22 protein-coding genes are annotated in these 23,312 nt (G+C 73.6%); 3 read left to right on the top strand and 19 right to left on the bottom strand.

Going from position 1 to position 23,312, the window contains the following annotated elements; genetic code table 11:
- Positions 1-59: 59 nt before the first annotated feature.
- Positions 60-959 (top strand): LysR family transcriptional regulator, encoded by a 900-nt coding sequence (locus tag ACZ5D2_RS26440; protein ID WP_371679595.1) that lies wholly within the window; start codon positions 60-62, stop codon positions 957-959.
- 82 nt (positions 960-1,041) lie between these two features.
- On the opposite strand, the gene ACZ5D2_RS26435 is transcribed toward ACZ5D2_RS26440, so the two are convergent.
- Positions 1,042-1,515 (bottom strand): pyridoxamine 5'-phosphate oxidase family protein, encoded by a 474-nt coding sequence (locus ACZ5D2_RS26435; protein WP_371679597.1) that lies wholly within the window; start codon positions 1,513-1,515, stop codon positions 1,042-1,044.
- A gap of 76 nt (positions 1,516-1,591) precedes the next feature.
- On the opposite strand from ACZ5D2_RS26435, the gene ACZ5D2_RS26430 reads away from it, so the two are divergent.
- The gene (locus tag ACZ5D2_RS26430; RefSeq protein ID WP_371679598.1) at positions 1,592-2,206 is read left to right on the top strand and encodes an isochorismatase family protein; all 615 of its coding nucleotides are present in this window, start codon (positions 1,592-1,594) and stop codon (positions 2,204-2,206) included.
- A gap of 26 nt (positions 2,207-2,232) precedes the next feature.
- Here ACZ5D2_RS26430 and ACZ5D2_RS26425 read toward each other — a convergent pair whose 3' ends face one another.
- From ACZ5D2_RS26425 to ACZ5D2_RS26380, 10 genes are read right to left on the bottom strand one after another with little or no spacing between them, the layout of a single operon-like run.
- Positions 2,233-2,691 (bottom strand): hypothetical protein, encoded by a 459-nt coding sequence (locus ACZ5D2_RS26425; protein ID WP_371679599.1) that lies wholly within the window; start codon positions 2,689-2,691, stop codon positions 2,233-2,235.
- Positions 2,688-3,203 (bottom strand): HIT family protein, encoded by a 516-nt coding sequence (locus ACZ5D2_RS26420; RefSeq protein WP_371679600.1) that lies wholly within the window; start codon positions 3,201-3,203, stop codon positions 2,688-2,690. The genes ACZ5D2_RS26425 and ACZ5D2_RS26420 overlap by 4 nt, the downstream gene beginning before the upstream one ends.
- A complete protein-coding gene (locus tag ACZ5D2_RS26415) occupies positions 3,193-3,966 on the bottom strand; it encodes a copper homeostasis protein CutC (protein ID WP_468932598.1) in 774 nt (257 codons plus the stop codon). The genes ACZ5D2_RS26420 and ACZ5D2_RS26415 overlap by 11 nt, the downstream gene beginning before the upstream one ends.
- 3 nt (positions 3,967-3,969) lie before the next feature.
- Positions 3,970-4,638: an HAD family hydrolase gene (locus ACZ5D2_RS26410; RefSeq protein ID WP_371679602.1), complete on the bottom strand. Its 669-nt coding sequence runs from the start codon at positions 4,636-4,638 to the stop codon at positions 3,970-3,972.
- A 39-nt stretch (positions 4,639-4,677) separates the two neighbouring features.
- Positions 4,678-5,766: a glycosyltransferase family 4 protein gene (locus tag ACZ5D2_RS26405; protein ID WP_371679603.1), complete on the bottom strand. Its 1,089-nt coding sequence runs from the start codon at positions 5,764-5,766 to the stop codon at positions 4,678-4,680.
- A gap of 8 nt (positions 5,767-5,774) precedes the next feature.
- The gene (locus tag ACZ5D2_RS26400) at positions 5,775-6,299 is read right to left on the bottom strand and encodes a dCTP deaminase (RefSeq protein WP_371679604.1); all 525 of its coding nucleotides are present in this window, start codon (positions 6,297-6,299) and stop codon (positions 5,775-5,777) included.
- Positions 6,296-6,826: a dCTP deaminase gene (gene dcd / locus ACZ5D2_RS26395; RefSeq protein WP_371679605.1), complete on the bottom strand. Its 531-nt coding sequence runs from the start codon at positions 6,824-6,826 to the stop codon at positions 6,296-6,298. The genes ACZ5D2_RS26400 and dcd overlap by 4 nt, the downstream gene beginning before the upstream one ends.
- Entirely contained in the window at positions 6,823-7,839 is a 1,017-nt protein-coding gene (locus ACZ5D2_RS26390; RefSeq protein WP_371679606.1) for a diiron oxygenase, read from the bottom strand. The genes dcd and ACZ5D2_RS26390 overlap by 4 nt, the downstream gene beginning before the upstream one ends.
- Positions 7,836-8,888, bottom strand: coding sequence for a methyltransferase (locus tag ACZ5D2_RS26385; protein WP_468932591.1), 1,053 nt, complete (start codon positions 8,886-8,888; stop codon positions 7,836-7,838). Before ACZ5D2_RS26385 ends, ACZ5D2_RS26390 begins: the two co-directional genes overlap by 4 nt.
- On the bottom strand, positions 8,885-10,126 hold the full coding sequence (locus ACZ5D2_RS26380) for a cytochrome P450 family protein (RefSeq protein WP_371679608.1): 1,242 nt from the start codon (positions 10,124-10,126) through the stop codon (positions 8,885-8,887). The genes ACZ5D2_RS26385 and ACZ5D2_RS26380 overlap by 4 nt, the downstream gene beginning before the upstream one ends.
- 142 nt (positions 10,127-10,268) lie before the next feature.
- Between ACZ5D2_RS26380 and ACZ5D2_RS26375 the strand changes: the two genes are divergently transcribed.
- Complete coding sequence (locus tag ACZ5D2_RS26375) at positions 10,269-11,096, top strand: LuxR C-terminal-related transcriptional regulator (protein WP_468932588.1); 828 nt, start codon at positions 10,269-10,271, stop codon at positions 11,094-11,096.
- 50 nt (positions 11,097-11,146) lie between these two features.
- Here the strand turns inward: ACZ5D2_RS26375 and ACZ5D2_RS26370 are convergent, their stop codons facing one another.
- The 8 genes from ACZ5D2_RS26370 to ACZ5D2_RS26335 all read right to left on the bottom strand — a co-directional run bounded on the left by ACZ5D2_RS26370 (position 11,147) and on the right by ACZ5D2_RS26335 (position 23,311).
- Positions 11,147-12,328 carry an NAD(P)/FAD-dependent oxidoreductase gene (locus tag ACZ5D2_RS26370; protein WP_371679610.1) on the bottom strand — a complete coding sequence of 394 codons (1,182 nt, stop codon included), beginning with the start codon at positions 12,326-12,328 and terminating at the stop codon, positions 11,147-11,149.
- Between the two features lie 83 nt (positions 12,329-12,411).
- A complete protein-coding gene (locus ACZ5D2_RS26365; RefSeq protein ID WP_371679611.1) occupies positions 12,412-13,968 on the bottom strand; it encodes a SagB family peptide dehydrogenase in 1,557 nt (518 codons plus the stop codon).
- A complete protein-coding gene (locus tag ACZ5D2_RS26360) occupies positions 13,965-15,650 on the bottom strand; it encodes a hypothetical protein (protein WP_468932584.1) in 1,686 nt (561 codons plus the stop codon). The genes ACZ5D2_RS26365 and ACZ5D2_RS26360 overlap by 4 nt, the downstream gene beginning before the upstream one ends.
- A gap of 11 nt (positions 15,651-15,661) precedes the next feature.
- On the bottom strand, positions 15,662-17,722 hold the full coding sequence (locus ACZ5D2_RS26355; RefSeq protein WP_468932581.1) for a TOMM precursor leader peptide-binding protein: 2,061 nt from the start codon (positions 17,720-17,722) through the stop codon (positions 15,662-15,664).
- The gene (locus ACZ5D2_RS26350; RefSeq protein WP_468932579.1) at positions 17,715-19,733 is read right to left on the bottom strand and encodes a hypothetical protein; all 2,019 of its coding nucleotides are present in this window, start codon (positions 19,731-19,733) and stop codon (positions 17,715-17,717) included. The genes ACZ5D2_RS26355 and ACZ5D2_RS26350 overlap by 8 nt, the downstream gene beginning before the upstream one ends.
- Before the next feature lie 203 nt (positions 19,734-19,936).
- A complete protein-coding gene (locus tag ACZ5D2_RS26345; RefSeq protein ID WP_468932576.1) occupies positions 19,937-21,193 on the bottom strand; it encodes a nucleotide disphospho-sugar-binding domain-containing protein in 1,257 nt (418 codons plus the stop codon).
- A gap of 97 nt (positions 21,194-21,290) precedes the next feature.
- The gene (gene rfbB, locus ACZ5D2_RS26340) at positions 21,291-22,247 is read right to left on the bottom strand and encodes a dTDP-glucose 4,6-dehydratase (RefSeq protein ID WP_371679617.1); all 957 of its coding nucleotides are present in this window, start codon (positions 22,245-22,247) and stop codon (positions 21,291-21,293) included.
- Positions 22,244-23,311, bottom strand: coding sequence for a glucose-1-phosphate thymidylyltransferase (locus tag ACZ5D2_RS26335; protein ID WP_371679618.1), 1,068 nt, complete (start codon positions 23,309-23,311; stop codon positions 22,244-22,246). The genes rfbB and ACZ5D2_RS26335 overlap by 4 nt, the downstream gene beginning before the upstream one ends.
- Position 23,312 lies beyond the last annotated feature (1 nt).

The raw sequence follows: 23,312 nt of genomic DNA, 5'->3' as shown, positions 1-23,312 counted from the left end.
GCGCGGGACCTCGTAGGACAAGCGAGACTTCCTGCGCCTCACCGCGTAGCATCGCTTACATGTTGAACCTGGAGCGCCTGCGCACCCTGGACGCCCTCGCCCGCCACGGCTCGGTCAGCGGCGCGGCCGACGGCCTCCATGTGACCACGTCCGCGGTCTCCCAGCAGATGGCCAAGCTGGAGCGGGAGGTCGGCCAGCCCCTGCTGGCCAAGAACGGCCGCGGGGTGCGCCTGACGGACGCCGGGCGGCTGCTCGCCGATCACGCCGCCCGGATCATCTCGCAGGTGGAGCTGGCCCAGGCCGACGTCGAGGCCCAGCGGGGCTGCGCGGTCGGACAGCTGCGGATCGGGGCCTTCCCCACCGCGATGCGCGGGCTGCTGCCCCGGGCGCTGACCGCGCTGCGCACCGACCACCCGGACCTGCGGGCGATGGTGCGGGAGCAGGAGCCGGAGGAGGCCATGTTCGCCGTGGTGCGGGGGGACCTCGACATGGCCCTGGCCATCGACTGGCACAACAAGCGGATGCCGGTGCCGGCCGAGCTGACCCGCACCCACCTGCTGGACGACGCCGTCGACATCGCGGTGCCGCGCTCCCACCCGCTGGCCGACCGCACGAAGATCTCCCTGGCCGACTTCGCCGACGACGACTGGATCTCCTGGAACGAAGGCCAGTTCTGCCACGAGTGGCTGGTGTTCACCCTGCGCGGCACCGGGGTCGAGCCGCGCGTCGCCCACATCGCCGAGGAGCACCACACCCAGCTCGCCTTCGTGGAGGCCGGGCTGGGGGTGTGCGTGACGCCCCGGCTGGGCCGGGGGCCCGTGCCGGCGGGCGTCCGGCTGCTGCCGGTGTGCGACGCCGTACGCCGTCACGTGTACGCGGTCTGGCGCGCGGACGCCGGACGGCGGCCCTCCATCCGGGCCGCCGTCGGGGCGCTGCGCGAGGCGGCGGCCGCGGTGTAGGGCGCCCCGGGGGCTCGTCGGCCGGGCCGCCCGCCCCGGGTCCGGGCTCGGACCCGGGGCCGGACCCGGGGCCGGACCCGGGTCAGATCTTGCGGAAGTCCCAGGAGACGATGGACTGCGGCGTGAGGCGGATCCACGCGTGGCGGCCGTCGTGGGGCATCTCCTCGATGCCGAAGTTCTTGACGGGGAAGATCCGTTCGGCCTCCGTCAGCTCGGGGCAGGGCTCACCGGTGCGCGGGGCCTCGCCCACGAAGACGGCGCTGCCGGACAGTTCGACCCCGCGCAGCTCGTCGTACGACTCGCCGGAGTCCACCACCACCGAGATCCGGGGGTCCTTGCGCAGGTCGGCCCAGCGGCGGCTGCGCGTGATCGAGTACAGCCACAGCGAGGTGCCGTCCCAGGCGAACCACAGGGCCCCCACGTGCGGCCGTCCGTCGGGGGAGACGGTGGCCACCCGGCAGGTGCGCTGCTCGCGGAGGAAGGCGTCCACTTCCGCGTCGGTCATCATGATGCGGCGGCCCCGCCGCTGTGTCCCGGCCCCGAGCGTCTCGTCCATCGTGCCCCTTCCCCTTCACATCTGACTGTGTGTCAGGAATCATGCGGGCTCCGCCGTCACCACGCCAGGGGGAGCCATGCCGGAGTTCGATCCCGCCACCACCGCGCTGCTCACCGTCGAGTGCCAGAACGGTGTCGTCGGCGAGGAGAGCGCCCTGCCGGAGCTGGCGAAGGAGGCGCGGGACTCCGGGATGCTGGACCGCGTGGCCGCCCTCGCGGTCGCCGCGCGCGCCGCCGGCGTGCGGGTGCTGCACGCCGTCGCCGAGCGGCGGCCGGACGGGCTGGGGTCCAGTACCAACGCGCGGCTCTTCCGGGCCGCCGAGCGGCTGCCCGTGCGCCAGCTGACCGGGAGCCGGGCCGTCGAGGTCGCGGCCCCGATCACCGTGGCCGAACGGGACCTGGTGGTCCGGCGGCTGCACGGACTGTCCCCGATGGCCGGCACCGACCTGGACGCCCTCCTGCGCAACCTCGGCATCCGCACCCTCGTCGTCACCGGGGTCTCCTCCAACATCGCGATCCCCAACACCGTCTTCGACGCCGTCAACCTCGGGTACGCGGTCGTGGTGCCCGCCGACGCGATCGCCGGAGTGCCGGCCTCGTGCACCGCCGAGGTGATCCGCAACTCCCTCGCGCTGGTGGCGGAGGTCACCACGACCGGGGCCCTGCTCGCGCGGTGGGCTCCCGCGGGCTGACCCGTCCGGTGGGCCGGCGGGGGGCGCTACGACCCGCGTGCGGCGCGCAGGAGCCACGGGCTGGGGCTGGTGAGGGTGACCAGTTCCCGGTACGTCGTGTCGCCGGGCAGCGGGACGACCAGCCACAGGCCCGGGGGGAAGAACCGGCTCTTGGAGTGGGCCAGTCCGCCGTAGACGGAGCGCAGGAAGGCGGGGACGGCGTCGCGGGGTACGTCGTGGAAGTCGACGTGGTCCACCGTGATCTTCGCGTCGTCCTCGGGGAAGAGGCGGACGCTGACCGCCGGGGTGCCCGCGAGTTCGACGAACGCCTCGTGCGGCAGCGAGCCGTCGGGGTCGAGGACCTCGAAGAGCGGGGCCGAGGTGCGGCGTGAGGTCTGGTCCGCGCCGATGTCGTCGGTCGTGGTCATGGTCAGGCGGTACTCGTCGGCGATCTCGCGGATCGCGCGGACGGCCGACTCGGTGGTCGGGAGGTGGGGATGGTTCACGGTCGGGATCGATCCTCCTCGGGCCGGCCCGGAACGGGGGCGGGGGACGGGTTCGTGCCGCGGGCCGGGGCGTCGGCGCGTTGCGGTCCGAGGACGCGACGGCGCGTCCTGGCCAGCGCGGCGGGGTCGGCGCGCTCCGCGGACCAGGGGCGGTGCAGGTGGTCGGCGTCCCGGCGCGGAACGAGGTGGACGTGGAGGTGGAAGACGTCCTGCCAGCCCGCGGGCCGGTTGGCCTGGAACAGGGTCATGCCGTCCGGGGCGAACACCCCGTCCAGGATCCGGGCCATGCGGTGGGACGTGCGCATCACGTCGGCCGCCTCGTCCTCGGAGACCGCCCAGATGTCGGCCGCGTGGCGACGGGGGATGACGAGGGTGTGGCCCTCCATCACCGCGGTGTTGTCGAGGAAGGCCACGGTCGACTCGTCCTCGTACAGGATCTCGGCGTGGAGCCGGCCGGACACGATCTCGCAGAAGTCGCACCGGTCGGACTGCGGGGTCACCTCACCGGACACGGGGGCGGGACTCCTCTCCGGGGGATTCGGGCACGGGGGATTCGAGCACGCCCGGTTCGACCGCGGCGGATTCGACCAGTCGGCGCCACCGGCTGACGGCGGCCGGGTCGACCGGGGTGCCCCAGCCCCCGTGGCGGACCGACGTACCGACGTGGAAGGCGTCGACGCCGTGCGCGCGCAGGGCGGGTACGTGCCGGGGCAGCAGCCCGCCGCCCGCCATCACGCACACCCCGGTGCCGGTGCCGGGACCGTCCGGGTCGAGGACGGCGGACTCCGAGAGCAGGACGTCCAGACCGTCGGCCACACCGGTGACGCTGCCGGCGGTCAGGACGGTGTCCAGGCCCGGCAGGCCGCGCAGGGCGCGGCGGACCGCGGCGCGGTCCGCGGCGTGGTCCATGGCGCGGTGGAAGGTCCAGCGGCAGCCGGGGACCGCGGAGAGGACGGACGTCACCGCCGGCAGGTCCAGCGTGCCCCCCGGGGTCAGGAATCCGAGGACGAACGCGTCGGCTCCGGCCGCCCGCAGGGCGGAGGCCGCCTCGCGGAGCCGGTCCGGGTCGGCTGCCCGGAAGCCGCCGTGGTCCCGCAGCATGACCCGCAGCGGGACGGACACCGAGTCCCGGACGCGCCGGAAGTCCGCGAGGTCCGGGGTCATGCCGTCGGCGGCCATGTCCGTCGCCACTTCCAGCCGGTTCGCGCCGCCCGCGACGGCGGCCACGGCCTCTTCCACGGAGGTGACGACCACTTCCAGCACGGGTTCCCGCATCGTTCAGCCCTCCGATCGGGTCGCACCGGAGAACGGACGGAACCTGGGGGGCCAGGTGATGTCCCTGAGGTCGGGGACGATCAGGTCGGCGGCGCGGAGCGCCTCGCGGGAGTGCCCGGAGGCGATCGCCACGACGCGGGCGCCCGCCGACCTGGCCGCCGCCACGCCGGCCGGGGCGTCCTCGAACACCACGGTGGACGCCGGTGCCACGCCCAGGGCCGCGCAGCCCGCGAGGTAGCCCTGCGGATCCGGCTTGCCACAGGTCACGTCGTCGGCGGTGATCATGACGTCGAAGTGGGAGAGCGCCCCGATGGCGGTCAGCTCGGAACGGGCGTAGTCGCGCGTGCCCGACGTGACCAGAGCCACCGGTACGCCCGAGGCGCGCAGCCGGGCGACCAGTTCGACGGCGCCGGGGACGGTCCCGACGGGCGGCATGTCGGGCAGGGTGGTGTAGTGGAGGGCCTCGGCGAACAGCTCGTCGACGCTGCGGCCGGAGAACCGGTGGACGTGGTCGAGGAGCGCTTCCCTGCCCGGACGTCCGGCGAAGCCCCTGATCGTGCCCTCGTCGAACGGGACGCCGTGGTTGCGGAACAGACGTGACCACGCCTCACGGCTGCGGGGCTCCGTGTCGATCAGTGTGCCGTCCAGGTCGAACAGCGCGGCAGAGTACATGGGTCGGTCCTTCGTGGTCGGTGGAGGGGGCATGACCGTTCAGCCCAACCGGGCGGAGAGCGCGGCCAGTTCACGGGCCGTCCTGGACAACGGGAACAGTGCCGCGTTCCGGTGGCCGGCGGCGCGGAGGTCGTCCAGGACGCTCCGGTCCGCGGCCAGGCCCGCGAGCGTCTCGCGCGCCCGGTCGGGGGCGGCGAGGATGTCGAGGGGCAGCGCCGAGTCGCCCAGGGCGTCCGTCAGTCCCGGTACCGGCTGGTAGGCCACCGGGAGGCCGCAGGCCTGGGCCTCGACGGCCGTCAGGCCGAACGCCTCCAGCCTGGCCGAGGGGATCACCAGCAGGTCGTGCTCGGCGAAGGCGGCCCACAGGTCCGGGCGGCTCAGCCAGCCCAGGTAACGCGCCGCGGAGAGGTCCAGGACCCGGGAGAGCCGCCGGAACTCTGCGGTCGGCGCCGCCATGCTGAGCCGTACGCCAGGGGTTCCGGACACCGCGCGGACCAGTGCGGCGGCGCCCTTCTCCGCGGTCAGGCGGCCGGCGTACAGGACCCGGAGGTCCCCGTCGCGGCGGGCCGGCCGCACGGGAGGCCGGTCCAGCAGCCGGTCCGGGATCCCCCAGGGGATGTGGACGACGCGGTCGGGGGCGACGGGGGCGAGCAGGCGCAGCTGGTCGGCCATCGCCGCCGTCGGCACCACGACCGCCCGCGCGGCGGCGGTGGCCTCGCGCAGTACGTCGGCCTGCGTGGGATGGTCCGCCGCGAACAGCAGGTCCGTGCCGTGGACCAGGGCGATCGCAGGCTGCTTCGGGTAGCCCCGCAGCAGTGCCGGAGTGGCGCCGAAGGCGAGGTGCTGGAGGTGGACCACGTCCTGGTCCGCGGGCGGGAACCGGGTGGTGAGCGCGTCGGTGAGGCGGTCGACGTACGACCAGAAGCCCTCGCCGTCCAGCTGCTTGCCGGGTACGTCGAGCAGGGCGGGCAGGCCGGTCCCGGCCGGCGCCGGAACTCCGTCCGGTGCCAGCATGAAGGCGTCCGACGCCGACAGGGGCCCGTCCGGAACCAGGTAGAGGTCCTTGAGCAGCTCGACGCTGCCACCGGGACTGCCCCACGGCAGGTCGAGCCCGGTCAGTATCTTCACCGGGGGCCTCACAGCTCCTCGTAGAGCCGGGAGATGTCGATCCCGTCCGTCCGCGCGTACTTGCGGCCCACCTGCTGGTAGCTGGAGGGCTGCCCGGCGGTGGACAGGAAGACGATCTTTCCGAAGGGCATGCCCGGGTAGACCCGGACCGGCTGCGCCACACGGATCTCCAGGGTCCAGTGGATGGCGTGGCCCATGTGTCCCAGGGGCGCGGACACGTGCACCCAGATGCCCAGGGCGCCGAGACTGCGGTCGCCGTTGATCATCTGTGCGTAGCGTTCCGAATGGGTGCGCTCGTGCGTGACGCCGAGGTAGAGCCGGCCGGGCCGTAGCACCATGCCTTCCGGAGGGATGACGTGCTCGGTGACGCGGGTGGCGGTGGCCGCGTCCAGTTCCTCGCCCTCGAAGGTCCGGATCCGGTCGCCCAGGTGCCAGTCGTAGGCGTTGGGGGAGACCCGGGCGGCGGCGAAGGGCTCGATGGTGATGTCGCCCCGCTCGACGGCGGTGAGGATGGCTGCTCGCGTCAGGATCACGGCGCCGGCACCGCCGCGTCCCTCCAGTAGCGGGACGCCTGCGGGCCCGCCGAGGACTGGTACTTGCCGTCGTAGAGGTCGACCTGCCCGAGCGACACGAAGAACATGATCTGGCCGATCTTCATCCCGGGGTAGACGCGCAGCGGCTGGACCGGGGACAGCATGAGCGTCCACTGGCCGTGGAAGCCGATGTCGCCGATGGGCGCGGTGATCTCCACGAAGAGTCCGAGGCGTCCGACGGAGGAACGCCCGAAGAGGAGGGGCACGTACAGGTCGGAGCCGACGCTCTCCATGGTGTGACCGAGGTAGAGCCGTCCGGGTTCCAGGACGTGGCCGTCCTCCCCGATGGTGATCTCCTGCGTCGGGTTGGGGCGGTGGGCGTCGATGACCTCGTCCGTGTAGGTCAGCAGCCGGTCTCCCAGGCGGACGTTGTAGCTGTTGGGGTTGACCTGTTCCGCGTGGAACGGGGAGATGACGATGCGCCCGTCGGCCGCCGCGCCCGTGATCTCGGGACCTGTGAGGATCATGTCGCCCTTCCGGCCAGGCCGGGGTTCCCGGCCTGGAAGTCGAAGTCCACCCTGTTCTCGATGCCGAGCTCGCGGCACAGCCGCCGCACTCCGGAGAAGTCGGTGACGAGCAGCTCGGCGTGCTGTCCGCCGCGGCCCGTCCGGGAGTCCTCGATGATGTCCCTGGCCTTGGGGATCCCCGCGAACTCCAGCACCTTCAGCCACCAGTCGAAGTCCTCCGCGCAGAAGGCGGTGATGCCGGCGGGAAGGCGGGAGACGAAGAAGTCCTGCTGCTCGCGGGTCAGATGGACGAAGACGTCCTTCATGACCTCGATCATCACCGGGCCGTGCGCCGCCTCGTCGCGTGCGTGCAGCCGGGCGATCAGGGAATGCATCGGCTGCACGGTGGTGTCCTGTGCCATCAGGTCGAGGAAGGCGTTCACGCTGACCTCGCCGACCGTGGTCCACAGCAGGTACAGCAGGTCCCTCTGCCAGCGCTCGCCCGCCGCCCCTTCCGCCGCGTACAGCAGACGGTTGGTCACGGGATGGCCGCAGTCGGGTTCGGCCGTGACCCGCCGTGCCTCCCGCGTGCGCTGCATGCCCAGCATGTGCATGTACGTGTGCCACACCTCGTCGATGTGGGACTGCCGGACGATCTCCTTGACCTCGAACCGGTCCACACCGGGGAAGACCGCGTGCCCGAGCTTCTCGAAGGTCGGGTTGACGACGAACTCCTCGGCGGCGACGACACGCTCGTTGTACGCGATCCAGCCCAGGGTGTTCACCGTGCGGCGCTTGTCCTCGGGGGCGCCCAGGAAGTCCGGGTGCTCACCGAACGGCATCAGGGAGACCGGGTAGTCGAGCAGTTCGGGGTCGTACTCCTCGGAGCCGGTGATCCTGTCCATGTCGGTGCGCACGGTGGCCCGCCGGGGCCAGGCGGCGGCCAGGCGGCGGAGCGTACTGGGGCCGACTCCGTGGGCGGAGTCCTCGATCGTGGTCCGGGGCGCGGCCGCGGACTCCTCGGTCGTCGTCATGCGTCGCCGCTCCCCGCCGCCGCCGGGGCGGCCTCGATCATCCGGTAGCCGTTGAACCCGACCGGATCGCCGATGCGCGTCAGCCGGAGGCCCGCGGCCCCGAGGACGCGGGCGAACTCTTCCTCGGTCCGTTCCCGGCCCCGGGTGAGGACCAGCAGGTTGAGGTCGCTCACCGGCAGGAAGGGATCGGTGGCGGCGTCCATGGCGGCGGGCGCGACGATCTCGACGATCAGCACCCGGGCCGTGTCCTTCATGGCCAGGCGGCAGTTCCGCAGGATGCGCACGCACCGCTCGTCGTCCCAGTCGTGCAGGACGCTCTTGATCACGTACAGGTCGCCGCCGGCGGGGACGGACTCGAAGAAGTCCCGGGCCGAGATCTCGCAGCGGTCCGACACCCCTGCTGAGGCCAGGGTGCCGGGCGCGCCGGACACCCCGGTGGGGGTGTCGACGAGGACGCCGCGCAGCCGGGGGTGGTGCCCCAGCACACCGGCGAGCAGGGCGCCGGAGCCGCCGCCGACGTCCACGACCGTGTCCACGCCGGTGAAGTCGTACAGCTGGGCGATCGCGCTCGCCTCCGCGCCGGCGCTCACGGCCATCGCGGCGTGGAACTCGGCGGCGAGGCCGGGTTCGGACGCGAAGTGGGCGAACACGGGCCCGCCGGTGACCGATTCCACCGAAGGCTCTCCGGTGCGCACGGTGTCCAGCAGCCGGCCCCACGCGGCCCAGATGGCCTGGTCGAAGTACGGCATCAGCATGGGGCGGACTGAGCCGGGGACGTCCGCCCGCAGCGGCGTACCGGCCGGCGTCAGCCGGAAGACGCCGCCCTCCGCCTCCTCCACCAGGCCGAGCGAGGCGAGCCCGCGCAGCAGCCGGCGCAGCGAGGGCGCGTGCGCACCGGTCCGCTCCGCCAGCTCCCCGGCGGTCAGGCCCTGTCGCGCCAGCAGGTCGGGGAGGCCCAGGCGGGCCGCGACGTGAATCATTTGTGCGGGGATGAAGCCGAAGGCGAGGCGGTAGAGATTGGCCGCCGCCATCGGATCGCTGATCGTCACGAACCACTCGTTTCAGGGAAAACGGGATCAAAGGAAACGGGGAGTGCGGTGAGGCCGCAGAGGATGCTGATCTGCCGCCAGCGCAGCTCCTCGGGAGGTACGCGCAGTGCGAGGTGCGGCAGCCGGGCCAGCAGGGCTCCGAAGGCCGTCGCCGCGAGCATGCGGGCCAGGGGTGCGCCGAGGCAGAAGTGGATGCCGTGTCCGAACGCCAGGTGGGGGTTGGGCTCCCGCCGGATGTCCGGGGTGTCGGGATCCGTGAAGACGCGGGGGTCCCGATTGGCCAGTGACAGGCCGATGTTGACGACGGAGCCGCGGGGGATCCGGGTTCCGCCGATGACGGTGTCCTCGACCGCGACGCGCAGGGAGGACTGACCGGCGGAACCCTCGTACCGCACCAGCTCCTCCACCGCGGCGGGAAGCAGGGACGGGTCGTTGCGGAGCCGGTCCAGCTGGTCGGGGTGGAGCAGCAGGGTCAGCAGCCCGTTGCCGATCAGGTTGGTCGTCGTTTCGTGTCCGGCCACCAGGAGCAGGACGGCGAGACCCACGAGTTCGTCGTCCGAGAGGGTGCCGTCACGCTCCTGGGCGACGACGAGTGCGCTGAGCAGGTCGGGCTGCTCGTCGGGGGAGGAAGCGGCCCTGACGGTGGCGCGCTTCGCCGCGATCAGGCGGGTGAAGTAGGTGCGCAGCCGGCGTGAGCGCTCCTCCCGGGTGCGCGGGCCCGCGTTCGTGGACAGGGTGCGGTCCGCCCAGGCGCGGAAGGCCGCCCGGTCCCCGGTGGGCACCCCGAGCAGCTCGCAGATGACGAGTACCGGCAGCGGGAAGGCGAGGTCGGCGATGACGTCGGCACGGCCCGACGGGGCCACGCCGTCCAGGAGTTCCCCGACGGTGCGCTCGGCCACGGGGGCGAGCTGCGCCACGCGCCGGCGGGTGAAACCGTGGGAGACGAGCCGGCGCAGCCGGGTGTGGTCCGGCGGGTCGTTGTTCGCCATCGGGGAGTAGGCGTGGTGGGTGTCGACGGCGGTGCCCAGGCGGCGCGGATCGTTCGACAGGCCCGGTGCGGCGAGTGCCTCGCGGGCCTCGGCGTACCGGGAGATCAGCCAGTAGGAGAACCCGCTCTCCTCCCTGACGAAACGCACCGGTGGCTCCGCGCGCATCCGCCGGTGGACGGCCTCGGGTTCCGTGAGCAGCCGGTAGGGGCTGAAGTCGAGCAGTGGAGCGGGCTCCGACGGTGTTTGCACGTGTACCCCCTGTTCTGGCTGACGGCACCACTTTCGCACCGGAGGCCGAGGGGCGTCGTCCGTCTGCAGACCAGTTCTGATTCCCCGACTGTGGGTTGAGCCGGGGGCACGGGAACCAACCCCGATACGTCACCCCCGTCTGATGAGTCAATGGTCAGATCAGTGGATCTCAAGTTGGCGTAGGGGTAGCCTTCGATGGTGGTCCAGACCAGTTGCGGATCACCGTTTTCTGTGCGAGCTGCACGGGATTCATGTATTCATGGGGGTAAGTCACACTGTGACGAACGAAATTGAGGCCGACTGTATCCGTGTCCTGATCTGTGACCCGCACCATCTGACGCGCATGGGACTTGCCAGCGTCTTGGAGCGGGAACCGGACATCGCGGTGGTCGGAGAGGCGCTGCACACCCGGGACGTGGAGGGGGCCGTGCAGAGACTGCGTCCCCACGTGGCGTTGGTCAGTCACGATCCCGATGCCATGGACGGCATCGCCATCGCAAAGGTGCTGAGGAGAACCGCCTGGAGCACCACGCCGGGCGTCCTGATGCTCAGTTCCAGAACCGACGACGAGGAGCTGCTGTGCGCCCTGCGCGGCGGCATCCGCGGTCTGCTTCCGGGCAACTGCGATCCCATGTCGCTCCCGGCCGCCATCCGTGACATCGCCGGAGGCGCGATGGTGCTGAAGTCGCCCTCGGCGGTGCAGCTGATCAGGCTGCTGCTCAACCGGTCGCCGGAGATGGCTCCCGCCACCTCCTCGCAGCTCTCCCTGCTCACCGGCCGGGAACGCGACGTACTGGCGCTCGTCGCGAACGGTCATTCCAACCTGATGATCGCCAAGATGCTTTCGCTCAGCGAGGCCACGGTCAAGTCGCACCTGTACCACCTGTGCCAGAAGCTCGGCCTGCGCGACCGCACCCAGGCGGTGATCCTGGCCTACGAGACGGGTCTGGTCAGGCCTTCCGCGGCCTGACGGGCGGCGGTGGTTTCCGGTGCCGGCGGCGCACCGGAAACCACCCACCCTCACAGTGCGGCCGCGGCCGGGGCCAGCAGGGCCGGGTCGATGTGGCTCACCGCCACCGACAGGAAGGCCTCGGCGGACGCCGGGTCACCCGCGATCCAGCGCGTGAACTCCACCCGCTCCGGCGTGACCTCCAGCCGCGCGCTGTCCAGCGCCGTGCGGTACCTCGGTTCCATGAGCCGCCGGTGCCCCGCGGCGTACCGCTCCAGCGCGGCGTCCGCCGCCCGGTCGTCGTGCAGCGTCTCCCCGACCGCCCCGGCGAGCAGCGAGGCCTGCTCGAAGGCGTCGCTGATGCCGGTCCCGGTGATCGAATCCTTGTGGCACGCGGCGTCTCCGACCAGCACCCACCCCGGGCCGGCCGTCCTCCGGAAGAAGTTGAGCTGGCTTCCCGTACCGCGCAGCCGCTCCACCCTGCGCGCCGACGCCGCGCGGTCGGCCAGTTCCGGCGCAGTGGTGCGCAACGCCTCCAGGTACGAGCCCCGGGGGTCCCGGCGGACCTCCGGGAACTCCTCCTGCGGGAAGTAGGCCGCCACCAGGGTAAGTTCGTCGTGCGTACCGACGACGCCGATCAGCCTGCCGGTCCGCTCGAACACCTCGAACTGCGCGGGGAGCCCCTCCCAGTACCCGTAGTACACGCACGTCAGCGGGGCGTCCTCGCGCTCCACTCCGGAGCCGAAGTGCCCGGCCATGGCCGAGCGCATGCCGTCCGCCCCCACGACCAGACGGGCCCGGACCCGGCCGGTGGCGCCGGAGGCCGTTCGCCAACGCACGCCGTCCACCCGGCCGTTCCCGGTCAGCACGCCGGTCACGGTGCACCCCGGACGGAACTCGACGCCGGACTCGACCGCCGCGTCGATCACGAGGCTGTCCAGCACGAAGCGCCGCGGGGCGTAGACGGCGTCGATCCCCTCCTCGACCGGCACGGCGCCCTCCAGCCGGAGGTCGCCGAGGGTGTACGAGATCCGCCGCACCGCGGGACAACCGGTGTCCGCGAGCCGTCCCAGCAGGCCCCACCGGTTCAGCAGCCGCAGCCCGGGGCGGTGGATGTGCTGGGTGGAGAGCGTGTCGCTGGGGAACCGCGACCGGTCCAGGAGCAGGACCCGGTAGCCGGCCCGCGCGAACAGCATGGCGGTCGAGGCGCCCGCGCTGCGGGCGCCGACGACCACGACGTCGTAGTGGTCCATCGGTTCGGTCTTTCCTCCGGTCGGGTGGGCGGGTGTACGGAACGCGGGGTGCGGGGGGTCCGGGGGGCCCGTCCGGGCGGGTCTCACGGAGTCCCCCACAGCGGCAGCTGCGGATCCGTGCGCTCCGGGGAGCGCGGTCCGACGGTCACCACCACCAGCGGCTGCAGACCGCCGGGTTCGAGGCCCAGGGCGGAGCCGACGCCGTCCGGGTCGAAGTCGCAGTGCACATGGCTCTCCAGCCCGGCGGCCGCCGAGGCCAGGGCGATCCGCTGGGCGAGCGCGCCCGCCGCGATGTTCTGGGCGCGGTACCAGCGGTCACCGAACCGCTCGACGCCTTCCCGCAGCAGGCCGCAGGGCACCAGCGTCGCGGTGGCGGTGCGGCACTCGTCGGCCAGCATGGGACTCTTGGCCGCGCCGATCACGGCCCGCACCGCGTCGGCCCCCCGCGTACGGACCAGCGCGTGCCCGACCGGGTCGTACACGTGGGCACCCGTCTCCACCCCGGGCACACGCTGCACCACCGCGGCCAGCCGGACGGGAGGAACCTCGTCCGCACCGGGGGCTCCGGCGGGCGGCGGGGCGGCCGCCGCGGCGAGGAGGGCGGCCAGGGAGGCCTCCGGTACGGAGCCGGGCCGGAACCCGTAGACGGTCCGCCGGCCGGCGAACCCGTCCGCCAGGCGCAGACCGGCCGGCGGCAGCACGTGCCGCGGGGAGCCGGCCGGTTCCGACCGGTCGGTGAACCGGCCCCCGCGACCGGGTGCGGAGAGGCGGACGGCCGCGTGCAGCGCGGCCGCCTCCGCCATGGCGGGGACCTCGGATATGGACAGCTGCCCGGGCTCGGCCCGCGGAAGAGGGCCGTCCCACGCGGCGGGCGCCGTCGCCCGGGACACGGGCGGGGCGTCCTCCCGGTGCAGAGTGACCACGGCGAAGACGCTCTCGGCGAAGGGGTCGAGCCCGAGGAGCGCGTCCAGCGCCGCGTCGTCGAAATCGAGGTGGACCGTCACCGCCAGCCCCGCCGCCTCGGCGGCGGCCGCCGCCTGCGCCGTCACGGCCCCGACGTCCAGGCTCTGGAGCCGGTAGCCGAACGCCCCGTACTTGGCGGCGTTCCGCCACAGCACACTGGTCAGCAGCAGCACCGATTCGGCGTCCCGGGCCGGCGGGGTCCGGAGCGCCGCGAGGACGCGGGCCCGCCCGTCACCGTCCCGCAGGCGTTCCAGCACGTGGTGCACCGGGTCGTAGTGGGAGAGCCCGCCGGGCGCACCGGCCGTCCCGCCGTGGGCGACGTAGACCTCCACGGGATAGCGGGAGCCCGACGCCGCCGCCGTACGCCCGGGGGAGAGCAGCACGCGCCGGTCCCCCGGAGCGCCCGCGCCGCCCAGGCCGAGCGGCATCAGGCCGCTCATCCAGCGCATCCTGGTGATCCCGTTCGTGTGGCGCAGCAGCCGTGACAGGAGTGCGGGCCCGGTGTCGTCCGCCGGCGCGCCGCCGGGCGGGAGGGGCACGCGGACCGCCGACGGGTACCTCTTGTGGACCGGCGGGAGGCGCGCGGGGTCCGCGGCGGGCAGGGCCTCGGGCGGGCGGTGGCCGGAGTCCAGGAAGGCCAGGGCCGCCGAGCCGGCGGACGGATCGTGCGTGGTCATGCCGCGTGCACCTCGTTCCCTGCCGGGGCTCCGCCCCCGTGACCGTCGGACAGGCCTCGCACCCGCGCCGGTGTGGGCGCCGGGAGGACCGGCATCAGATAGCGTTCGTCGGGCCCGGGCACCCCGAGCGCGATCTGGAACAACGGCTCGTGGCCCGGCGGCAGCCGCAGGGCCCGCGACAGCGTGCGCGCCGCGTAGCCGTTGTGGATCCTGGCGGCGAGGCCCTCCGCGGCACTCAGTACGCAGACGCGCTGGGCGACCACCCCGGCCTCCTGGTGCAGGACACGGAAACCGCGGTCACCGAAGGCCGCCTGTGCGTCCGCACGAGGTGCCGAGAGGAAGACCACGCCCGCGACCGCCCGGTAGTCGATGTTGGCAGCCTCCGTCCCGAGCCGGGAGGAGCCGCCGGGGCCGACGTGGTGGAGTCCGTCCGCCGCCCAGCGGTACACCCCGTCAGCGAGTCCGTCCACGTTGACCGCCCACAGATGGGCGGTCACGGGCGGTACGCAGCCGTCCGGCACGGCGTCGCCGGCCCAGGGGCCGAGTACGGGTCCGAGCACGCGCAGGACGGACTCCAGGGGGACCGGGCGGGCCACCGGGTTGAAGGCGGGGCTGCCCGAGCTCCGCCGGCGCAGGCAGTCGGCGAGTTCGGCGGCCCGGACCGCACCCGCCCGCCCCCGGCCGGCGACCGGGCCGACGGGCAGCAGGGAGAACGAGCGGGTGTCGTCGAGCCGGGCGGCCGCGTCGATCCCGGTCAGCGCGTCCAGCGAGCCGAGGCCGTCGGCCCCGGGCGCGGGCCGGGCTGCCGGCCGGCCGATGAGGGCGGACAGCGCCCCCTCGGTGTCGGCGGCTCCGCTGCGCCGGACCGATCGGTGCGCGTCACCCCGCCGGGGGTACAGCGGCAGGACCGCGGCGAGGCTCTCCTGCGGGCGCGGGATCCCCACGAGCCGCTCCAGGACCCCGTCGAGGAACTGGTGGTGCAGGTGAGCCTGAGCGCCCAGAGCGTTCGCGACCATCATCGCGTTCCCGGCCACCAGCCCGGTCTCCTGAGCGCACAGCCGGTACGCGTAGCTGCCGTAGCGGAAGGCCGTCCGCCAGAACACGGTGGACAGCATCAGCACCCCGATGGCGCCGTCGAGGTCCGCGCCCAGCGCCCTGCCCAGGACGGCACGGTGGTCGCCGGGCCGGAGGAGGACCAGCGAGTGGTGGGCGGGGTCGTAGGCGTGGACACCCGCGGGGAGCCCCTCGTGTCCCGGGGTCCACAGGTACGCATCGACCGGCGCGAAGCACCGGGCGGAGGGCGTGGGCCGGTGGTAGGGCCAGCGGGCCGTCGGCCCGAACTCGGTCCGCAGCACGCCGCACGCGTAGTGGAGCAGCGCGGAGTGGAAGGCCGCGTCCGCCACGGCCGTCGGAACGGGTCCGGCCGGAGCGGGCCGGGCCGGGGCGTCCTCGGGGTACGCGGGGGCGAACGCGGAGGCCACGGGGCCGAGCGTCCGGGCGGGGGCGGGCAGCGGATGCCGGGGCAGCCCGCCGAACCGGGTGAACCTGGCCGGTTCCCCGGCACCCCCCTCGCGGCCTCCCGGTGCCCGCGCGGTCATGGCGGCGTAGTCGTGGAGGGACCGGTGCCAGTACCGGGCGCCGGGCGATGCGCCGGCCCCGTCCGGGCGTTCGATGGCGGTCATGGGCGGTGTCCTCAGGGGAAGGGGTGAGGGTGGGGGTTGACGTCCCCGGGCGTCAGAACCCGGTCGCGGTAGCCCAGTTCGTACGGGACGTTCAGGAGCCGGGGCAGGCCGTCGACGCGCCTGTTGCGGTGCCCGAAGGTCATCGGCAGGGTGCCCGGCACCATCACCTTCGCGCAGGCGAAACCGCCCGCCCGGTGCTCCGGCGTCGTCTGGTCGACGACCAGGACGTCCATGCCCCGGTCCAGGTACCGGCGCAGCATCTCGTCCAGATCGGACCGCAGGTCCGTGTGGACCGGCCACCGCCACTGCTCCTCGAAGTCGGCGAACGGCCGCGCCTCGCGCTCGGACAGCAGGAAGTCGAACCGGTCGAAGGCGCTCCAGTGGCTGTAGAGCACCGAGTGGTCACCCATCACCTTGACCAGGGACGGGTCGGCCACCATGCGGGCCGCGCGGTCCTGCTCCGCCGCGTCGTAGAGCTTCGCGTGCTCCAGCAGGTGCGCCATTTCGTGGAGGACGTTGATCACGGCCTTCTCCGGCTGCAGCGCCGAGCCGCCCGCGCACAGCAGCCGGGGCCGGCCCGGGTCGCCGGCCGTGTCGATCCCCACCGCCCAGAAGCACGGCACGCGCTGCTCCAGCGTGGCCGAGTACAGCTGGACGGCGTACCCCGTTCGGTGGCGCAGGTGCTCGATCATCATCGGGATGGAGCGGTCCCGCGCGCTGGCCGGGTCGATCCGCGGGATCGGCATCCGCCCGTACCAGGTCATCAGGAAGGCGTCGCGCTCGGCCACTTCCAGCAGGCCGCACAGGATCGCCTCCTCCAGACAGCCGCCCATGGCACAGCCGTTGGAGATCTCGTACACGAACCGCGGTTCCTCGTGGCTGTGCGCGGCGTAGTAGGCGTACCGCTCCGGTACCAGCACGGCTTCGCCACGCCCGAAGGAGTACCCCCACACCCAGGGCATCACCAGGTCCTCGTCGTACCGGGTGTACGGGAAGCCCGGCAGGTCGTACCGGTCGTCCGGGTACAGGCCGAAGGCCCGTGGGTCGACGGCACGGTCGCCCAGCTCCCGGCGGCTCGCCGTGACCGTGGTGCGGCGGCCGCGCGGCTGCTCCCCGCCGAAGCGTTCCAGGGCTTCCAGCACCGCGGTGATCCTGGACGACCGGTAGTCGTTCGTACGGCCCCAGCCGTGCTGGGAGTTGTTGCCCCGCAAGGAGCTCAGCGGCGCGACGGCGCGCGGCAGCGGTCCGCCGCGCTCGTCGTCGACCGACGGGACCACACCGGCGGCGGGGTCGACGTAGAGGTCGTAGAGCTCCCGTTCGCGCGCCACCACGTCCTGCACCCGGAAGACATCGGGAGCCGCCTTGGGGCGGGAGACGGGGACCACCTCCGCCGGTCCGGGGGCGTCGTCGGGCAGGCCCCCGCAGTCCTCGCAGAGAGAATAGGGCAGGTAACGGTGGGTGCTGACGGCGAGTGAGGCCAGGTCGACGCGCAGGAACACGTCTCCCGGGCGACGGATCCTGGTGGAGTCGGTGGAGTCGGTAGAGTCGCAGGGGCCGGTGGGGCCGGCGTTGCGATCGTCCGCGCCGGACACCGCGGACTCCAGCAGACGGACGGCGAGTTCCGCGGCCACCGCCGCGGCCGGACGGGAGCGCAGCCGGGACGGCAGGCCGGTCAGCGCGGCACCGTGGCGTGCGCGCAGCGCCTCGTGGTGCTGGGCCTGGTCCCGGGCGAGGCGCCGCCGCCAGCCCGCGCAGGCCGGGCAGGCGTCCCGTGCGCTGCGGGTCGCCGGACCCACGTGGACGGCGTCCGCGTCGGTCGCGACGGGCACCCAGGGGATTCCGGCGGCCTCCGCGCTCTCGCGCACGTCCCCGTGGCGGTCGGTGCCCGGGGTGTCGGTCGCCACCAGCACGGCGACGCACGAGGGGAGGACCTCCGCGAGGGCCCCGTCGCCCGGCCGGACGACGTGGAAGGTGCGTGCCGCGACCGCCGCGACGGCCAGGTCCAGCAGACCGCCGTCGCCGACCAGGGCGACGCTGCGCGCGGCCGGAGCGTTCCGGTTCGGGTCAGACATCGAGCAGCACCACCCTGACGAGGTGGGGCAGCGCGGCGCGGACGGCCGGGTCGCCGTCGAGGGGGACCGCCACCGCCGCGTGTCCGAGGGCGCGCAGGGAGTCGACGAGTCCGCGGTGGCGCGGTCCGCCGGCCGGTTCGTCCCCGGGCCGCAGCGATGTCCGCAGGGACACGGCCGGCGACGGTGCGTACTCGGGCTGTCCCGACGTACGGGACTGCCGCGCGAGCAGCAGCCGGGCGAGTCCCGCCTCGACCGCCTCGGCCTCGGTGAATCCCGCGCCGTGCTCGACGAGGCCCGCCCCGCCGGTGCCCAGCCGGAAGGCGTGGACGTGCACGCCCTCCGGGGCCCGGACCGCGTACGCGGTCACGCCCTCGCCCGATGCGACGAGCAGGTCGAGGAACGTCCGGGACCGCTCTGTCAGTTCGAGCTCCTCGCAGGAGCGCGCAGGGCTGTCCGGGCCGGGGACGGGACCGTCCGCGGTGAACCGCAGGACGTGGTCGAGCAGGCCCTGTTCGACGGCCTCGGTCCAGGTGACTCCGCCCGCCGTTCCGGCGGGAAGGGGCACGGCCGGGTCGGTGCCGGACGCGGCGAAGACCGCGTCGGCCGGCACGCGGGCGGCGGAGCCGTCGGCGAGGGATGTCCCCGCCACGGTGTCCGCGCCGGCCGGGGCGTCCCCGGGGCCGGTCAGGCGCACGGCGTGGGCGGCGAGCCCGAGGCGCAGGGCGGCGTCCCGCGCGTGCGGGAAATCGGGGCCGGCCCCCCACACGGACAGCACTGCGTCCGGCCGGCGGGGATGCGTGACCGGGACCCGGACCACCCGGAGCGGGAACTGCTCGAAGTGGGCCTCCGAGACGGGGCCGAGGACACCGAGCCTGGTGTCCGTCAGCGCCGCGACCCGTGCGGCGAGTTCGTCGGCGTGCACGGCCGCCCCCGCGGCGGACACCGGGGTCGGCGCGGCCTGCGCCGCCTCCGGCTCCGTGTCGGCGCCGCCGGCCGGCCGGACCAGCGGGTGGGGCGCGAGTCCGTGCACCGAAGTCTGGAGCGTTTCGAGATCGATGCGTACGGCACTGCCGCCCGGCAGGGCCCCGGACGCGTCGGGCGAGCCCGCCCCGGCCACGCCGGTGAGGTGTTCGAAGGCCCGGAAGACGAGGTGGTTGGCGACGATGCCGGGTACCGGGCCGGTGAGGAACCCGGTGGGTTCCCCTCCGGCCCCCGCCCGGGCGCCCAGCCGGAGCCACAGGCTCTCCCAGCGCGCGGCGGGCCGGTCCGCCGCGCACACCGGCCCCACCCAGGCCTCGTCGGCGTACACGGTGACCGGGACGAACGTCCGGCCGAGCTCGGCGCAGAGCCGGTCGAGCGCGCTCAGCAGGACGGGGTCGGTGCGGTCGGCCGCGTACAGGACCAGTCCGGCGTCCGTGACCGCCGCGCGCAGCGCCACCGGGTCGGCGGCGTCCAGGGGCGCCGTCTCCAGCCGCTGACCGGGATCGCCGTGGCGGGACTCCGCCGCTCTTTCGCCCGGGGGCCGCCCCGGGGCGGGGGCGACCTCCGCGGAAACGAGGACGGGCCGGGCGGAGAGCCGGGCGACCCCGGTGAGCAGGGCGCCCTCCACGGCCGCGGCGTAGATCGCGCCGGAGCCGATGACCACCGTGCGGGTCTCGCGGTACCGCTGGAAGCGCAGGGCGGGAGACGTCCGGAACGCTTCGACGAACGCGATCTCAGAAGCGTAGGAATCCAGTTCGTCCGGCGTCAGGGAATGCGGTTCGTCCTGGCTCACGTCCCGGACCAGCCCCGCCTCGTACAGGGCGCCCACCAGCTTCTCCACCATCCGGCGGGGTCCGGGCGGCAGGCTGCCCGTCAGATCGGCCATGCTGTGCCGGCCGTTGAGGTGGGGGGAGAGCTTCTCCAGCCAGGCGTGGGTGGACGCGCCGTGGAAGGTCACGATCTCACTGCCGTTGGTCAGCAGGACGCCGTCGCCTTCTGCGGTCGGCGTGAAGAAGATCCCGGTTCTCATCCGCGGATATGTGTCCGCGATGGTGCTGTGCATGGTGGAGGGCTCCGCATTCGGCTGGTCGTGAAGGTGTGCCCGCGTCAGATTCGTCGGATCGATCGTGTCAGTGACGCCCCCGCCCGGTCGTCCGTCCCGGGACTGCTTTGCCGTCTCCGCCACGGACACGCGCGGGGGGCCGGACTCCGACTGGAGTGGGGGCCGGCAGCTCAGATCCGCTGGTGGAGGTCGGTCAGCCGCTCCAACACCGGCACGAGGGCGGCCGGTCCGGGAAGCATCTCGATCTCCTCGCGCAAAGCCCGCGCCCGAAGGCGGAAATCGTGGTCCCGGAGGAGGGCCGACAGCGCTGTCCGCAGGTGGTGCGGATCGCGGTGGGCGCCGTCGAGGACGAGGCCCGCGCCCCGGCGCGCCAGGTGTCCGGCGGTCGCCTCCTCGTCCCAGAACGCGGTCGGGAGGATCAGCTGGGGCGTGCCCTGGCCGGCGGCCGCGGCGAACGTCGCGCCGGCGCCCCGGTGGACGATCGCGGCACATCCCGGCAGCACCTGGTTCAGCGCGAGCCGCTCCACCAGGCGGGGCCGCCCCGGCGGACCGCCCGTCGCCCCGGCCGACGGGCCGACGCCGGTGACCACCACGTCCACGTTCAGGTCCGCGAGGGCGCCGAGCACGTCGGACAGTGCGCTCCCGTCCTCCGGGCCGGGCCGCGGACCCCACGGGCCGGCCTCCCAGGCGACGCAGACCCGTGGGCGGGCCGACCGGGTGTGGAGCCAGTCGGGCACGGACCCGCCTCCGCCGTACGCGGACCAGCGCATGCTCTCGTACCGGACGTGCGGAGCCGGCAGCCGCACCCCGGGCGGCATCGGGTCGACCGTCCACTGACCGAGGAGCAACTCCTCCTCGTACGGCAGCCCGTACGGTTCGAGCAACTGCTGCATGACCTCCTCCAGGGGGTCGTGCCGGCCGTCGCCCGGGGCCTGCCGCAGGTACCGCTGGAACCGCGCGTGCAGCCAGGCGACGTTGTCCCGGCCCCACAGCAACCGGGCGTGCGCGGCCCCGCTCAGCCGCGCCGCGACGGCGGCCGGCAGGCAGAACGGGTCCCACAGGACCAGATCGGGCCGCCAGCGCACGGCGACACCGGTCAGCTCCTCCAGCAGCGGGCGCAGCCCCGCGAACACGCGGGTCATCCGGAACCACTTGGGCCCCCAGTCGGCGCAGTCGGAGGAGACGACGTCCAGCCCTCCGCCGGGGTGGCCGCTCAGACCGGGGTTGCGCTCGAAGTCCGTCAGCTCGGCCGGATCCACCGCACCGCCGACGGGAACGGCCGCCAGTCCCGCCCCCGTCACGGCTCCCATCGCGTCCGGGTGGGTGGCGATCCGTACCTCGTGCCCCGCGTTCTGGAGCGCCCAGGCGAGGGGGACGACGGGCAGGGTGTGGGCGGTGGTGGGAAAGACGGCGAACAGGACACGCACGCGGGGTTCCTTCCGGAGGGCTGCGGGCCGTCGGCGGACGGACCGGCTTCGGTGTCTGGGGGCTGGGGGAGGGGGCGCGACGGCCCGAGGCGCTTCGTCACCGTCCCGCGGTGACGTCCGCGTACCAGCGGACGGTCTCCGCCAGGCCCCGTTCGAAGTCGACGCGGGGCCGGTAGCCGAGGCGGCGCAGCTTCCCGTCGTCCACGCAGTAGCGCCGGTCGTGGCCCTTGCGGTCCTCGACGTGCCGCACGGAATCCCAGTCGGCTCCACAGGCGTCGAGGAGCAGTGCGGTCAGTTCCCGGTTGGTCAGCTGGGTGCCGCCCCCGACGTTGTAGACCTCGCCCGCCCGGCCGCGTTCCAGCACCAGCCGGATGGCGCGGCAGTGGTCGGAGACGTGCAGCCAGTCGCGCACGTTGCCGCCGTCGCCGTAGAGCGGCACGGTGCCGCCCGCCAGCAGGGTGGTGACGAAGAGCGGGATGAGCTTCTCCGGATGCTGATGGGAGCCGTAGTTGTTGCTGCAGCGGGTGATCCGCACATCGAGGCCGTGGGTCCGGGCGTACGCCAGAGCCAGCAGGTCGGCGGCGGCCTTGGAGGCGGCGTAGGGGGAGTTCGGCGCCACGGGCGCGTCCTCGGTCCAGGCGCCGTGGTCGATGGACCCGTACACCTCGTCGGTGGACACCTGCAGGAAGCACCGGGCGCCGGCGGTGAGCGCGGCGTCCAGCAGTACGTGCGTCCCCGTGACGTTCGTGCGGACGAAGGTGCCCGCGTCGGCGATGGAACGGTCCACGTGGCTCTCCGCCGCGAAGTTGACCACGACGCATCCCGGCGACATCAGCGCGGCGACGAGCGGCGCGTCGGTGATGTCGCCGTGCACGAAGCGGAGCCGGGCGTCCGCGGCGACCGCGTCGAGGTGCGCGGTGTCACCGGCGTAGGTGAGCGCGTCGAGGACGGTGATCTCGGTGTCGGGCGGTGATCCGGGACCCAGCAGGTCGTTCACGAAGTGCGAGCCGATGAACCCGGCGGCGCCGGTGACGAGGAAGCGCGTGGTGGTCACGAAGAGATCCGGATCTTGCTGTGGTCGCCCAGGACGAACCGGTGCGACGAGGGAACGCGGGGGGCGGGAGCGACCTCCACGTGGCAGCCGATGAGCGAGGCGTCGATGCGGCGGACCCCGGTGATGGACGAGTGGCCCAGGACGATCGAGAACTCGATCTCGCTGTCGGTGATCCGGCAGTTCTCGGCGATCGAGGTCGAGGGGCCCACGTAGGAGTCGACCACGACCGACCCCGCGCCGATCAGGGCGGGACCGACGATGCGGGAGCCGCGCACTTGGGCGCCGGCGCACACCGTGACCCTCCCGATGAGTTCGCTGTCGGCGCTGACCGATCCTTCGACGGCCGGCTCCAGGACCTCCAGTACGCACCGGTTCGCCTCCAGCATGTCCTCGACGTTGCCGGTGTCCTTCCAGTAGCCGGTGACCACCGTCGGCCGCACGTCGCGGCCCTGGTCGAGCAGCCATTGCAGGGCGTCGGTGATCTCCAGTTCGCCCCGCGCCGAGGGGGCGATGGCGCGGACCGCCTCGTGGACGACGGGAGTGAAGAGGTAGGCGCCGACGACCGCGAGATCGCTCGCGGGCCGCTCCGGCTTCTCGGCCAGAGCGACCACCCGGCCGGTCGCGGACAGGGTGGCGACACCGTAGGCACCGGGGTTCGCGACCCGGGTGAGCATCAGCTGCACGTCCGGGCCGTGCGCGCGGAACTCGTCGACGAGCGGGGCGATGCCGCCGACGATGAAGTTGTCGCCCAGGTACATCAGGAAGTCGTCGTCACCCAGGAAGTCCCGGGCGATCAGAACGGCATGGGCGAGCCCGAGCGGTTCGGGCTGGGCTATGTAGGTCACGTCCAGGCCGAAGGCGGAACCGTCTCCTACGGCCTCCTCGATCTCCGCGGCCGTCTCGCCGACGATGACGCCCACCTCTTTGATGCCGGCGTCGGCTATCGCCTCCAGGCCGTAGTACAGCACCGGCTTGTTCGCGATCGGGACGAGCTGCTTGGCGGAGGTGTGGGTGATGGGACGCAGCCGCGTGCCGGAACCCCCCGCCAGTACCAGGGCTTTCATG

Source organism: Streptomyces sp. NPDC031479 (assembly GCF_055581065.1).
Note: the sequence above shows the minus strand (reverse complement) of the source record. Positions and strands in the feature narration are given on the sequence as shown.